The sequence below is a fragment of the Pseudomonas sp. Irchel 3E13 genome, from assembly GCF_900187455.1.
Lineage (GTDB): Bacteria > Pseudomonadota > Gammaproteobacteria > Pseudomonadales > Pseudomonadaceae > Aquipseudomonas.
Map to the genome: position 1 here is coordinate 390,002 of NZ_FYDX01000001.1, position 14,498 is coordinate 404,499.

General features: G+C 64.6%; 11 protein-coding genes. 9 read left to right on the top strand and 2 right to left on the bottom strand.

The window, feature by feature from the left end; all coding sequences use genetic code 11:
• The first annotated feature begins 168 nt into the window (after positions 1-168).
• Both CKW37_RS01660 and CKW37_RS01665 read left to right on the top strand, forming a co-directional pair.
• Positions 169-2,259: a TonB-dependent receptor gene (locus CKW37_RS01660; RefSeq protein ID WP_256587662.1), complete on the top strand. Its 2,091-nt coding sequence runs from the start codon at positions 169-171 to the stop codon at positions 2,257-2,259.
• Between the two features lie 91 nt (positions 2,260-2,350).
• Positions 2,351-3,655 (top strand): NtaA/DmoA family FMN-dependent monooxygenase, encoded by a 1,305-nt coding sequence (locus CKW37_RS01665; protein ID WP_371864252.1) that lies wholly within the window; start codon positions 2,351-2,353, stop codon positions 3,653-3,655.
• Between the two features lie 45 nt (positions 3,656-3,700).
• Here CKW37_RS01665 and CKW37_RS01670 read toward each other — a convergent pair whose 3' ends face one another.
• Positions 3,701-5,371, bottom strand: a complete 1,671-nt coding sequence (locus CKW37_RS01670) for an AMP-binding protein (protein ID WP_095153691.1) — start codon at positions 5,369-5,371, stop codon at positions 3,701-3,703.
• A gap of 179 nt (positions 5,372-5,550) precedes the next feature.
• Between CKW37_RS01670 and CKW37_RS01675 the strand changes: the two genes are divergently transcribed.
• The 4 genes from CKW37_RS01675 (at position 5,551) to CKW37_RS01690 (ending at position 11,198) form a co-directional block, all read left to right on the top strand.
• Positions 5,551-6,714 carry an isovaleryl-CoA dehydrogenase gene (locus CKW37_RS01675; RefSeq protein WP_095153692.1) on the top strand — a complete coding sequence of 388 codons (1,164 nt, stop codon included), beginning with the start codon at positions 5,551-5,553 and terminating at the stop codon, positions 6,712-6,714.
• Positions 6,715-6,813: 99 nt separating this feature from the next.
• Positions 6,814-8,418 (top strand): carboxyl transferase domain-containing protein, encoded by a 1,605-nt coding sequence (locus tag CKW37_RS01680; protein WP_095153693.1) that lies wholly within the window; start codon positions 6,814-6,816, stop codon positions 8,416-8,418.
• Between the two features lie 3 nt (positions 8,419-8,421).
• Positions 8,422-9,240: a gamma-carboxygeranoyl-CoA hydratase gene (locus tag CKW37_RS01685; RefSeq protein WP_095153694.1), complete on the top strand. Its 819-nt coding sequence runs from the start codon at positions 8,422-8,424 to the stop codon at positions 9,238-9,240.
• Positions 9,237-11,198, top strand: a complete 1,962-nt coding sequence (locus tag CKW37_RS01690; protein ID WP_095153695.1) for an acetyl/propionyl/methylcrotonyl-CoA carboxylase subunit alpha — start codon at positions 9,237-9,239, stop codon at positions 11,196-11,198. Before CKW37_RS01685 ends, CKW37_RS01690 begins: the two co-directional genes overlap by 4 nt.
• A gap of 64 nt (positions 11,199-11,262) precedes the next feature.
• Here the strand turns inward: CKW37_RS01690 and CKW37_RS01695 are convergent, their stop codons facing one another.
• Positions 11,263-11,877 (bottom strand): S24 family peptidase, encoded by a 615-nt coding sequence (locus CKW37_RS01695; RefSeq protein WP_095153696.1) that lies wholly within the window; start codon positions 11,875-11,877, stop codon positions 11,263-11,265.
• A gap of 126 nt (positions 11,878-12,003) precedes the next feature.
• On the opposite strand from CKW37_RS01695, the gene CKW37_RS01700 reads away from it, so the two are divergent.
• From CKW37_RS01700 to CKW37_RS01710, 3 genes are all read left to right on the top strand, one after another.
• A complete protein-coding gene (locus tag CKW37_RS01700) occupies positions 12,004-12,342 on the top strand; it encodes a DUF6124 family protein (RefSeq protein WP_095153697.1) in 339 nt (112 codons plus the stop codon).
• 438 nt (positions 12,343-12,780) lie between these two features.
• Positions 12,781-13,293, top strand: coding sequence for a sigma factor-like helix-turn-helix DNA-binding protein (locus CKW37_RS01705; protein WP_095153698.1), 513 nt, complete (start codon positions 12,781-12,783; stop codon positions 13,291-13,293).
• A 52-nt stretch (positions 13,294-13,345) separates the two neighbouring features.
• Complete coding sequence (locus CKW37_RS01710) at positions 13,346-14,482, top strand: M14-type cytosolic carboxypeptidase (RefSeq protein ID WP_371864253.1); 1,137 nt, start codon at positions 13,346-13,348, stop codon at positions 14,480-14,482.
• Positions 14,483-14,498: the final 16 nt, after the last annotated feature.

Here is a 14,498-nt window from a genome sequence, read left to right on the forward strand (position 1 = left end):
TGCGGGCCAGCACATCAGGCAACGCGGCGCAGAGCCCTGCGTGGGGCCGCAAACGAGCTTATCCGACCCCGGCATAAACCACATTGTGGAATCAATTCTTTATTGAGGAACGTAATAGCCACATGCTACGATCCGCTAAAGCTTAATCATTCTCATTTGGAGCGTCCCTTGAAGGCCTATTCACCCCTCACCCTCGCCCGCGGTTTCAGCGTCCTGACCCTCTCGACGCTGTTGGGCGCCACGGCGGCCATGGCTCAGGAAACCGCCGCCAGCACCAGCGCCGGCAGCGTCACTTTCGAGCCCATCGTCATCACCGGGGAAAAGATCGAACGGGAACTGAAGAACACCGCGTCGTCGGTGACGGTGAAGACCGGGCGCGAGATCGACAAGGAGAAAACCGGCAGCTCCACCGTCACCGAAGTGCTCAATGACGTGCCCAACGTGATCTACACCGACAGCGTCGGCGCGCCGGTGATTCGCGGCATGGACAGCCAGGGCCCGAACAACGGCCAGAACGTGTTCTGGGGCGGCACCGTGCCACGGGCCACCATCAACCTCGACGGCCATTACCTGAATTACAACGAGATGTACTTCGGCGCGACCTCGGTCTGGGATCTGGACAGCATCGAAGTGTTCCGCGGCCCGCAGACCACCTCCCAGGGCGCCAACGCCATCGCCGGCGCGATCATCGTCAACACCAAGGACCCCAGCTTCACCCCGGAAGCCGCCTACCAGGCCGAGATCGGCAACTACGATTCCCACCGCACCTCGCTGGCCGTCTCCGGCCCGTTGCTGGAAAACGAGCTGGCCGCACGCCTGGCGGTGGACCACTCGGCCCGTGACACCTTCATCGACTACACCAGCAGCGCCTTCCAGAAAGGCAAGGCCGACAAGAACTTCAGCTCGCTCAACGCCCGCGCCAAGCTGCTCTGGCTGCCCAGCGCGCTGCCCGGCCTGGAAGCCAAGTACACCTTCTCCCACGGCGATTCCAACCGGCCCAGCCAGGAAGCCGCCGCGGCGCCGTACCACAAGCTCAAGCACCCGACCACGACCATGCCAAGCTGGGAACAGTCGACCAACACCAGCGTGCTGGACGTGAGCTACGACTTCGACAACGGCCTCAAGCTGCTCAACCAGGCGCAGTACTCGCTGTCCCATGTGCAGCGCTACACCGGCATCCCCGGCAACGGTGACGCCGATATCCAGCAGAAGAACCTGTCCAACGAAACCCGCCTGAGCTTCGGCGACCAGGACAGCAGCGTCAGCGGCGCCACCGGGGTCTATGTGGCGCGCACCAAGTCCGATGAAGTGCTGTTGTTGAGCGGTCTCTCGACCTTCGACGACACCAAGGAAAACCTCGGCGTGTTCGGCGAACTGAGCTGGCGCCTGGACGACCGCTGGACCCTCGGCACCGGCCTGCGTTACCAGGAAGACCGCATCGAGCGCGAAGGCCGCTCGGTCCTGGCGCCGACCGCGCTGGACTACGAAAAAACCTTCTCCGCGCTGCTGCCGAAAATCTCCCTGGCCTACGCCGTGACCCCGGACTGGACCGTCGGCGGCATGGTCAGCCGCGGCTACAACCCGGGCGGCGTGGCGCTGAACCTGAGCACTCGCAACTGGACCTCGTTCAAGGACGAATCGGTGTGGAACTACGAGCTGTTCAGCCGCGCCAGCCTGCTGGATAACCGCCTGCAACTGAGCGGCAACCTGTTCTACATGGACCACAAGGACGCCCAGTACAACATCCCGGTGGTGATCTCCACCGGCGTGTCGCAGTCCTACACCATCAACGCCGAGAAGGCCCACGCCTACGGCCTGGAACTGAGCGCCGACTACCGCGTGCTGGACAACCTGACCCTCAAGGCCAGCGCCGGCACCCTGCGCACCCGCATCGACAAGATCTCCGCCAACAACAGCTACGAAGCCAACGAATTCGCCCGCTCGCCGGGCTACACCCTGAGCTTCGGGCCGAGCTGGGACATCACCGACAAGTGGAACGTCTCGGCCCAGGTTCGCCGGATCGACGGGTACTATTCCGACACCGCCAACACCAAGAGCTACGCCACGGACGCCTACACCCTGGCCGATGCGCGGATGAGCTACCAGTTCAGCAAAGCGGTCGAGCTGTATGGGTACGTGAAGAACGTCTTCGATGACCGCACCGCGATCTACATGCAGCAGAACCGCGGCATCGGCGGCACCGAGGCGAGCATGACCACGCCGCGGATGTTCGGCGCCGGGATCAAGGGCTCGTTCTGATCTTGTCCTTCGCGAGCAAGCACGCGCCTACAGAAAACCTGTAGGAGCGAGCTTGCTCGCGATCCGTTATTGGCCCCACAGGAACCCCGTGATGACCCAACGCAAACTCCATATCGGCCTGTCCCTGGCTCCCACCTGGCTCAGCGGTGACGGCTGGCGCCAGGACAACAGCAATATAGAAGGTGTCTTCAGCGCCGACTTCGCCATCGACCTGGCCCGCCGTGCCGAAGCCGCGCACCTCGATTTCGTGTTTCGCCCGGATGTCAGTTGCCTGACCACCGAGATAATGGAAACCGCCCCCGGCTTCGCCAGCCTCGACCCGACCGTCCTGCTCGCCGCCGTCGCCCAGGCCACCTCGCGTATCGGCCTGGTATCGACAGTATCAACCACCTTCTACCCGCCTTATGTGGTGGCCCGGCAACTGCAATCACTGCACTGGGTCAGCAACGGCCGCGCCGGCTGGAACATCGTCACCGCTCTGCAAGGCCACGAGAATTTCGGCCTGGAACAGATGCCCGGCGCCGAAGAACGCTACCAACGCGCCGGCGAGTTCACCGCGCTGGTGCAGGCGCTGTGGGGCAGCTTCCCCCATGAAGCGCTGAAGATCGACCGCGCCGCTGGCCGCTACGCCGACACCGCGCAGATCCGCCCCATCAGCCATGAGGGCGAGCACTTCAAGGTCAAGGGCCCGCTCAATGTGCCGGCCTTCCCGAATGCGCGGATCCCGTTCGTGCAGGCCGGGGCGTCGGAATCGGGCCGCGATTTCGCCGCCTCGGTGGCCGACCTGGTGTTCGCCCCGACCCCGGACAAGGAGGCCGCCCTCGAACTGCGCCGCGACCTGTCCCGACGCGCCGAGCGCCATGGTCGCGCACCCGCCGACATCCGCCTGTTGCCGGGCCTGAGCCTTTACCTCGCGGCAACCCGCGAAGAAGCCCGCGCGCTGTTCATGCAGACCCACGCCCGCCTCGACCGCGGGCGCAAATTCGCTTCGATCAAGGAAATGACCGGGCTGGACCTCAGCGACTGGCCGCAGGACCGCCTCGTGACCCACGACGACCTGCCGCCGCCGCTGGCGACAACCAGCAGCCGCACCCACACCAACCTGCTGCGCCGGCTGATCGAGCGGGAGTCGCTGACGGTGGACCAGTTGTTGCTGCGCCCGGAGGTGATCTCCGCCGCGCACTGGCAGGTGATCGGCACGGTGGACGATGCCGTCGAGCAGATCGCCGACTGGGCCGAGGCCGGGGCCATGGACGGTTTTATCGCCGCGCCGGGGGGCTCGGTGGAGTCGGTGCACCTGTTCCTCGACGAGGTGGTGCCGAGGCTGGTGGAGGCGGGCTTGTTCCGCGAACGCTACAGCGGCTCGACGTTCATCGAGCACCTGAGCGAGTACTGAAACCCTCGTCCTTGGGGCTGCCGGGCGGCAGCCCCGAAGACGTTTTCAGCGGCGCAGTTCCTCAATGCTGATCTCGCGCATGCGGAACTTCTGGATCTTGCCCGTCACCGTCATCGGGAATTCCTCGACGAAGCGGAAGAAACGCGGCGTCTTGAAATGGGCAATGCGGCTCTTGCACCAGGCCTGCAACTCCACATCGGTGGCGCTGTGGCCGGGGTGGAACTTGATCCAGGCGACGATCTCTTCGCCATAGCGGTCATCCGGAATGCCGATGACCTGCACGTCCGCCACCGCCGGGTGGGTGAAGAAGAACTCCTCAAGCTCGCGCGGATAAATGTTCTCGCCGCCGCGAATGATCATGTCCTTGTTGCGCCCGGCAATGCACACGTAGCCCTGCTCGTCCATGCTCGCCAGGTCGCCGGTGTGCATCCAGCCCGCCGGGTCGATGGCCTCGGCGGTGGCCGCCGGGTTGCCCCAATAGCCGAGCATCACGCTGTAGCCACGGGTGCACAGCTCGCCGATCTGCCCGCGCGGCACCACGCAGCCGTGCTCGTCGATGATCTTGCTCTCCAGTTGCGGCTGGGTCCGGCCGACCGTGGTCACCCGCAGTTCCAACTCGTCGTCCGGGCCGGTCTGCAGCGACACCGGGCTGGTCTCGGTCATGCCGTAAGCGATCTGCACTTCGTTCATGTTCAGTTCGCTGATGACGTGGCGCATCACTTCGATCGGGCAAGTGGCGCCGGCCATGATCCCGGTGCGCAGGCTCGCCAGGTCGAATTCCCGGCGTTGCGGCTGGTCCAGCAGGGCGATGAACATGGTCGGCACGCCGTACAGCGCGGTGGCGCGCTCGGCGGCGACGGCTTGCAGGGTCAGCAGCGGGTCGAAGGCATCGTTGGGGTAAATCATGGTGGTGCCGTGGGTCATGCAGCCGAGGTTGCCCATGACCATGCCGAAGCAGTGGTACAGCGGCACCGGGATCACCATGCGGTCCTGCTCGGTGAGGCCCAGGCTCTCGCCGACCATATAGCCGTTGTTGAGGATGTTGTAGTGACTGAGGGTCGCGCCCTTGGGGAAACCGGTGGTGCCGGAGGTGTACTGGATATTCACCGCCTGGTCGAATTGCAGGCTCCGCTGGCGGGCCTGGAAGTCATCTTCGCTGACCTGCGCGGCCAGTTCCGCCAGCGCGTTCCATGCCAGGAAGCCTGGCGGCGGCTCATCCGCCAGGCTGACCAGCCCGCGCAGGTCGGGCAGGCACTCGCTGTTGAACTGGCCAGGCACCGCGCGCGGCAGCTCCGGCAGCAGTTCGCCGAGCATGCCGTGGTAATCGGAACTCTTGAACGCCCCCGCGCTGATCAGCCACTGGCAACCGGACTGTTTGAGCACGTATTCCAGCTCGCTGGTGCGGTAGGCGGGGTTGATGTTGACCAGAATGATCCCGGCCTTGGCGCTGGCGAACTGGGCGATGCACCACTGCGCGCAGTTGGGCGCCCAGATACCCAGGCGGTCGCCGGTCTTCAGGCCCAGGGCCATGAACGCGCGGGCATGCAGGTCGACGCTGGCCGCCAGCTCGGCCCAGGTGTAGCGCAATTGCTGGTGACGAACCACGAGGGCCTCGCGGTCGGCGAAACGTGACACCGTATGGTCGAATGCCTGACCGATGGTCATGGCCAGCAAGGCTTTGTCCTGACGACCCTGGGTGTAGCTCGGTTGATTCATGGCGATCCCTTTTTGTGTTTGTTCTGGGAGCTGATCGGGGCGCGGACTACTCTGGCGCAAATTAACGTTAACGTAAAGGTCATGGTGATGATTGACAGTAAAGGGACTCAGGTTTACGTTAACGTAAAGGTGATTATCCAGACCCACACCCCTCCAAAAACAATCAAAGGTGGCAGAGCATGCTTTATCCCTCCCTGAACTTCGCCCTCGGTGAAACCGTCGACATGCTGCGTGACCAGGTACAGGCCTTCGTCGCTAGCGAACTGGCGCCACGCGCCGCGCAGATCGACCACGACAACCTGTTCCCCGCCGACATGTGGCGCAAGTTCGGCGACATGGGCCTGCTGGGCGTGACCGTCAGCGAAGAATATGGCGGCGCCGGCCTGGGCTACCTGGCCCACGTGGTGGCCATGGAAGAAATCAGCCGCGGCTCGGCCTCGGTCGCCCTCTCCTACGGCGCCCACTCCAACCTCTGCGTCAACCAGATCAACCGCAACGGCACCCACGAACAGAAAAGCAAATACCTGCCCAAGCTGATCAGCGGCGAGCACATCGGCGCCCTGGCCATGAGCGAACCCAACGCCGGTTCCGACGTGGTGTCGATGAAGCTGCGCGCCGAGAAACGCGGCGACCGTTACGTCCTCAACGGCAGCAAGACCTGGATCACCAACGGCCCCGACGCCAACACCTATGTGATCTACGCCAAGACCGACCTGGAAAAGGGTGCGCACGGCATCACTGCCTTTATTGTCGAGCGTGACTGGGCCGGCTTCAGCCGCAGCAACAAGTTCGACAAGCTCGGCATGCGCGGCTCCAACACCTGCGAGCTGTTCTTCGACAACGTGGAAGTGCCGGAAGAAAACATCCTCGGCGCGCTCAACGGCGGCGTAAAAGTTCTGATGAGCGGCCTCGACTACGAGCGCGTGGTCCTCTCCGGCGGCCCGACCGGCATCATGCAGTCGTGCATGGACCTGGTGGTGCCTTATATCCACGACCGCAAACAGTTCGGCCAGAGCATCGGCGAGTTCCAGTTGATCCAGGGCAAAATCGCCGACATGTACACCCAGCTCAACGCCAGCCGCGCCTACCTGTACGCGGTGGCCCAGGCCTGCGACCGCGGCGAGACCACCCGCAAGGACGCCGCCGGCGTGATCCTCTACACCGCCGAACGCGCCACGCAAATGGCCCTCGAAGCCATCCAGATTCTCGGCGGCAATGGCTACATCAACGAGTTCCCGGCGGGCCGTCTGCTGCGTGACGCCAAGCTGTACGAAATCGGCGCCGGCACCAGCGAGATCCGCCGCATGCTGATCGGTCGCGAGCTGTTCAACGAGACGCGCTAGAAGCAGCGGCAAGTTTCTAGCGGCAAGCTGCAAGAAAAAGCAGCTTGCCCCCCGATCCCTTCTTGCAGCTTTGACGTTTGAAGCTGCCGAGGACCTCCGATGATTCTGAAGTCTCAGTTGAACACCCGCGCCCCCGAGTTCACCGTCAACAGCGCCGCCATGCTGGAGCAGGTCAACGCGCTGCGCACCCTGCTCGCCCAGGTCCATCAGGGCGGCGGCCCCAAGGCTCAGGAACGCCATATCTCGCGCGGCAAACTGCTGCCCCGCGAGCGTATCGACCGCCTGCTCGATCCGGGCTCACCCTTCCTGGAAATCGGCCAGCTCGCCGCCCATGAGGTGTACGGCGAAGACGTCCCCGCCGCCGGGGTGATCGCCGGCATCGGCCGGGTGCAAGGCGTCGAATGTATGATCGTGGCCAACGACGCCACGGTGAAAGGCGGCTCCTACTATCCGTTGACCGTGAAAAAACACCTGCGCGCCCAGACCATCGCCCAGCAGAATCGCCTGCCTTGCCTCTACCTGGTCGACTCCGGCGGCGCCAACCTACCGCGCCAGGATGAAGTGTTCCCCGACCGCGAGCACTTTGGCCGGATCTTCTTCAACCAGGCCAACATGAGCGCCCAGGGCATCCCGCAGATCGCCGTGGTGATGGGCTCGTGCACCGCCGGCGGCGCCTATGTGCCGGCGATGTCCGACGAAACCATCATGGTCCGCCAGCAAGCCACCATCTTCCTCGCCGGCCCGCCGCTGGTGAAAGCCGCCACCGGTGAAGTGGTCAGCGCCGAAGACCTCGGCGGCGCCGATGTGCACTGCAAGACCAGCGGCGTCGCCGACCACTACGCCGACAACGATGAACACGCCCTGGCCATCGCCCGCCGCTGCGTGGCCAACCTCAACTGGCACAAACAGGGCGAGCTGCAACTGCGCACGCCAATTGCCCCGCTATACACCGCCGATGAGCTGTACGGCGTGGTCCCGGCCGACGCCAAGCAACCGTTCGACGTGCGCGAGATCATCGCCCGCCTGGTGGACGGCTCGGTGTTCGATGAATTCAAGGCGCTGTTCGGCACCACCCTGGTCTGCGGCTTCGCCCACCTGCACGGCTACCCCATCGCCATCCTCGCCAACAACGGCATCCTCTTCGCCGAAGCCGCGCAGAAAGGCGCGCACTTCATCGAACTGGCCTGCCAGCGCGGCATCCCGCTGCTGTTCCTGCAGAACATCACCGGCTTCATGGTCGGCCAGAAATACGAGGCTGGCGGCATCGCCAAGCACGGCGCCAAGCTGGTCACCGCGGTGGCCTGCGCCAAAGTGCCGAAGTTCACCGTGATCATCGGCGGCAGCTTCGGCGCCGGTAACTACGGCATGTGCGGTCGCGCCTACGACCCGCGTTTCCTGTGGATGTGGCCCAACGCGCGGATCGGCGTGATGGGCGCCGAGCAGGCCGCCGGCGTGCTGGCCCAGGTCAAGCGCGAACAAAGCGAGCGCAGCGGCCAGCCGTTCAGCGCCGACGACGAAGCGCGCCTGAAACAGCCGATCCTCGATCAGTACGAGCACCAGGGTCACCCCTACTATTCCAGCGCCCGGCTCTGGGACGACGGCGTCATCGACCCGGCGCAGACCCGCGACATCCTCGGCCTGGCCCTGTCCGCCGCGCTCAACGCGCCGATCGAATCCACCCGCTTCGGCATTTTCCGGATGTGACCGATGACCGACTTCAGCACCCTCGAACTGATCAAGGATCCCCGCGGCTTCGCCACCCTGTGGCTGAGCCGGGAAGACAAGAACAACGCGTTCAATGCGCAGATGATCCGCGAACTGATCATCGCCATCGACCAGCTCGCCACCGACACCAGCCTGCGTTTCGTCCTGCTGCGCGGCCGTGGCCGGCACTTCAGCGCCGGCGCTGACCTGGCGTGGATGCAGCAGAGCGCGGCGCTCGACTACCAGAGCAACCTCGACGACTCCCGCGAGTTGGCGGAACTGATGTACAACCTGGCGCGGCTCAAGCTGCCGACCCTGGCGGTGGTTCAGGGCGCGGCCTTCGGTGGCGCGCTGGGCCTGATCAGTTGCTGCGACATGGCGATCGGCGCCGACGACGCGCAACTGTGTCTGTCGGAAGTGCGTATCGGCCTGGCCCCGGCAGTCATCAGCCCGTTCGTGGTCCAGGCCATGGGCGAGCGCGCCGCCCGCCGCTACGCCCTTACCGCCGAGCGCTTCAGCGGCGCCCGTGCCCGCGAACTGGGCCTGCTGGCGGAAAGCTACCCGGCGGCGGAACTGGACGCCCGTGTCGAAGAATGGATCGCCAACCTGCTGCTCAACAGCCCGCAAGCCATGCGCGCCAGCAAAGAACTGCTGCGTGAAGTCGGCGCCGGCGAACTGACCCCGGCCCTGCGTCGCTATTGCGAGAACGCCATCGCCCGCATCCGCGTCAGCCCCGAAGGACAGGAAGGCCTGCGCGCCTTCCTGGAAAAACGCACGCCGGCCTGGCAGGCCGAACCGACCCCCAAGGAGCCACGCCCATGAGCCGTCCCGAGCTGACCACCCTGCTGGTCGCCAACCGTGGCGAGATCGCCTGCCGGGTAATGCGCACCGCCAAAGCCCTCGGCCTGACCACCGTCGCTGTGCACAGCGCGGTCGATCGCGAGGCCCGCCACAGCCGCGAAGCCGACATCCGCGTCGACCTCGGCGGGACCAAGGCGGCGGAGAGCTACCTGGTCATCGACAAACTGATCGCCGCGGCCAAGGCCAGCGGCGCCCAGGCCATCCACCCCGGCTACGGCTTCCTCTCGGAAAATGCCGGCTTCGCCAAGGCCATCGAACAGGCCGGGCTGATCTTCCTCGGCCCACCGGCCAGCGCTATCGAGGCCATGGGCAGCAAGTCCGCGGCCAAGGCGCTGATGGAAGTCGCCGGCGTGCCGCTGGTGCCCGGCTACCACGGCGAAGCCCAGGACCTGGAAACCTTCCGCGCCGCCGCCGAGAAAATCGGCTATCCAGTACTGCTCAAGGCCACCGCCGGCGGCGGCGGCAAAGGCATGAAAGTGGTCGAGCAGGAAAGCCAACTGGCTGAAGCCCTGGCCTCGGCCCAGCGCGAGGCGCTGTCGTCGTTCGGCGATGCGCGGATGCTGGTCGAGAAATACGTGCTGAAGCCGCGCCACGTGGAAATCCAGGTGTTCGCCGACCAGCACGGCAATTGCCTGTACCTCAACGAGCGCGACTGCTCGATCCAGCGCCGGCACCAGAAAGTCGTCGAGGAAGCGCCGGCCCCGGGCCTGAGCGTGGAACAACGCCGCGCCATGGGCGAAGCGGCAGTCCGCGCGGCGCAGGCCATCGGCTATGTCGGCGCCGGCACCGTGGAATTCCTGCTCGACGCCCGCGGCGAATTCTTCTTCATGGAGATGAACACCCGCCTGCAGGTGGAGCACCCGGTCACCGAAGCCATCACCGGCCTTGACCTGGTCGCCTGGCAAATCCGCGTCGCTCGCGGCGAGGCGCTGCCGATCAGCCAGGAACAGGTGCCGCTCAACGGCCACGCCATCGAAGTGCGGCTGTACGCGGAAGACCCGGCCAACGATTTCCTGCCGGCCACCGGCACGCTGGCGCTGTACCGCGAAAGCGCGCCGGGCGCCGGGCGCCGGGTCGACAGCGGGGTCAGCGAGGGCGACGAAGTCTCGCCGTTCTACGACCCGATGCTGGGCAAGCTGATCGCCTGGGGCGAAGACCGCGAACAAGCGCGCCTGCGCCTGCTGGCGATGCTCGACGAGTTCGCCATCGGCGGCGTGAAGACCAACATCACCTTCCTGCGGCGCATCCTCGCCCATCCGGCGTTCGCCGCCGCCGAGCTGGATACCGGTTTCATCCCGCGCTACCACGACGACCTGCTGCCAGCCCCGGGCACCCTGCCCGCGAGTTTCTGGCAGGCAGCGGCGGAGGCGTTCGTGCAGGGCCTGCCGAACAGCGTGCGCGACGATGATCCGCATTCGCCGTGGTCCTCACGTCAGGGCTTGCGCGCCGGGGTGCCGGCGCATATCAGCCTGCACTTGAGCTGCAACGGCGAGCAGCAGGCGCTGAGCCTCGACCGCCAGGCGGCCTCGACCTTCCAGCTCGATGGCGAACAACTGCGGGTCGATAACGATGGTCTGCGCCGTCAGCACCTGGCGATCCGTCGTGGCGAAACCCTGTACCTGCGCTGGCATGGCGAGCTGCACACGGTCAACGCCTACGATCCGATCGCCGAGGCCGAGGCCAGCCACACCCAGCAAGGCGGCCTGACGGCGCCGATGAATGGCAGCATCGTGCGGGTGCTGGTGGCGCCGGGTCAGGTGGTGGAAGCCGGCACGCAACTGGTGGTGCTGGAAGCCATGAAGATGGAACACAGCATCCGCGCGCCGCACGCGGGCACCGTGGCGGCGCTGTATTGCCAGGAAGGCGAGATGGTCAGTGAAGGCAGCGTGCTGGTGGCGCTGGAGGAAGTGGCGGGCTGACGGGCCCGCCTGCAACAACGGCGCCCCCGCCCATGGCGGGTGGCGCCGTTGTGTTTTTCAGAAATCAGAGTTTGAGGTTGGCCCGCACCACCACGCCGACCAGTTCGCAATCGTCGTCGCAGAGCATCATCGGGTAGGTCGGGTTCAGCGGCTTGAGAAAGCGTTGCCCGCCTTCCTGCACCAGTTGCCGGAAGATCCCTTGCGGACTGCCCGGCAGATGGGCGATCACCAGCTTGCCGACCTGCACCTCGACGCCGCTGTCCACCAGGATCAGCATGCCCGCCGCGATGCTCATGCCCGACGGCGCCGTCATCGCGTCGCCTTCGACCCGCAGCCAGTACGCCTTGCCCAGCGCCCGGTATTCGGTGAGTTCGCCGCTGTCGGTCGCCTCGTCGCCCTCTTCTATTGCCCCCAGGCGCTGCCAGTCCGACAACGGATAGCGGTAGGCCGTGGGCAATTCATAGGAGGCGGGTTCTTCAGCGAGGGCGGTGGCGCCCATTTCCATCTCGAGTTCGAGTGCTACAAGCACTTTGTTCATTTTTTCGAGAGAAATGCGCCGCTTGCCGCGCAACCAGTGGCCAACAGCGCCCTGAGTGACCCCGAGGCGTTCGGCGAGTTGTTCTTGCGTGAGGTTCAGCGCACGCATCCTGATCTTGACCAGCTCAATCCATTTTTCCATCGCAGGCACGATACGGACTGTCTCCGGCCGCTCAATACACAAATTGTAGTATTTAAAATGCTGATAGAAATACATTGAGTACTATATTGCGAACTACCATCCACTCCTCTCAAGGAAGACCGCCCCATGAGTGCGCCCTCTCTCACCTACCTCGACAGCGAAGCAGCCCGCCGCGCCATTGATTTCTACCTGAATCCCGAGCCGCAACCCGCGACGGGACTGAGTGATATGCAACTGGTGGTAGCCCGCCACGACCTGTCGTCGGAGGACGCCGGCGAGCAGGCAACCTGGCTGCTGCGCTGCGCCTCATCCAGTGCTTCGGACGCGGCGCAGCGCCTGCAAGGCAAAGCGCGGGAACAAATGCTCACGGTGATGCACCTGGTCAACCTCGCGCGCGCGATGCTGGAACACAGCCTAGTTCAGGCAGTGAGAAACGAAGAATGCGAAGCGCAGGCGCCCTGCTGAGGGAGGAAGAAAACCAAGGGGAAGGCCCGGGAAGCCTGGAGAGCGGAAACAAGGAGAAAGAATTTTCGTAGAATTACAGAAAATTCATTTGACTTGAAAATGAGAACGATTATTATTGCTCGCAACTGGTCGCGAGACTGGTTGGATAAACTGAAAGCCCTTAGGTCGGACTCTCAGATTATCTCCTCATCAGGCTAATCACGGTTTTTGACCCGGCTTTTTGCCGGGTCTTTTTTTTTGGCTCTTCAGGCTAATGAAGGCGGTGTGTTACTGAATGTGGCGATGATATCAAAGGAATGTCTCAGGATGTAACCCCGAAGCACGGCTTTGCGGAATTTAGCACTTGAGAATCAATCTCGTTACGATTAATCTCATACCCGCATCAAGGACGATGCCCCCTTCCCCGCCTCCTCCGTTTTTCCAGCAAGGAGCTTGAATATGACCCGTCTGTTGCTGCCTCTGGACCATCACGCCGCGTGCGCCGATCCCACGGAACTGGCGTTGCTGCACCGCCTGAAAAAGCTGCCACGCCGGGTACAGCAGGTGTTCTTGCTGAACCGCCTCGATCAACTTTCCCACGCCGATATCGCCCGCCGCCTGGACCTGTCCGACGCCAGCGTCGAACGGCACATGAATCAGGTCCTGCAATGCACCCTGCCCGCGCCGTCCGCCATCGCCCGCAGCGCAGGCGAGTGGTACGTGCGTTTGCAGAGCCCGCAGGTCACCGCCAGCGAGCGTATCGACTTCCGCCGCTGGCTCGACGCCGCGCCGGAGCACCTGGCCGCCTTCCATGCCACCGAACTGCGCTGGCGCACCTTGCTCGCGCCCGCCCGCCTGCTCGGCGAAAACCAGTGGTACCGGCAAGGGCGCGCAGCGTTTTCCCTCGGCGGTTGCACCGTGGCCATGGGCCTCGGAGTGGCGGCGCTGCTGGCGTTGGGTTTCTGGTCCTGACCCGGGTTGTGTAGAGTAATGGGCCTCCATGACTCTACACAGGAACCTGGCAATGACTGCACTGAGCATCGACTGCGACTTCGATTCCGGCAATATCCTGGTACGGGATTCCAGCAATCCCTTGCAGGTCCGCCTGGCGATCCGTAACGACACCAGCAGCGCGCATTTCCAGTGGTTCCACTTCAAGGCCAGCGGCCTGACGCCAGGACAGTCCCACGGGTTCGTCCTGGAAAACGCCGGCGAGTCTTCCTACAACAAAGCCTGGGACGGTTATCAGGCCGTCGCCTCGTATGACCAGCAGAACTGGTTCCGCGTCCCGTCGCACTTCGACGGCAAGGCCCTGCACTTCAGCCTGCAGGCGAGCGAACCCCAGGCCTGGTTCGCCTACTTCGAGCCCTACTCCCGCGCCCGCCATAACCAGTTGATCGAACGCGCCACCCGCCTCGACAACGTGACCCTGCTGGCCACCGGGCGCAGCGTCGAAGGCCGTGACATTCAGCTGCTGCGGGCCGGTGACGGCGCCCCAGGCAAACGCAAGGTGTGGATCATCGCCCAGCAACACCCGGGCGAGCACATGGCCGAGTGGTTCATGGAAGGCGTTATCGAGCGACTGGAGCGCAACGACGCCACGCTGCAAGCCCTGCTGGCTGCCGCCGACCTCTACCTGATCCCGAACATGAACCCCGACGGTGCCTTCCACGGCCACCTGCGCACCAACGCCAAGGGCCGCGACCTCAACCGAGCCTGGCAGGACGCCAGCGTCGAGCAGACCCCGGAAGTACTGTTCGCCCAGCACCAGATGAAACTCCACGGCGTCGACCTGTTCCTCGATGTCCACGGCGACGAAGAAATCCCCCACGTCTTCACCGCCGCCTGCGAAGGCAACCCTGGCTACACTCCGCGCATCGCCGCGCTGGAAGCGCGTTTCCGTAAAACCCTGTGCGGGCTGACCCGCGACTTCCAGGACGTCCACGGCTACCCGCGCAGCGCCCCCGGCAAGGCCAACCTGACCCTGGCCTGCAACGCCGTCGGCCAGACCCATGATTGCCTGTCCCTGACCCTGGAGATGCCATTCAAGGACCACGACGACGCGCCGAATGCGCTGACCGGCTGGTCGGGCAAACGCTCGCGCGAGCTGGCGAGTTCGGTGCTGGATTGCATCGGGGAGATGGTTGGCGAGTTGCGCTGATTCAACTCAGGGACTG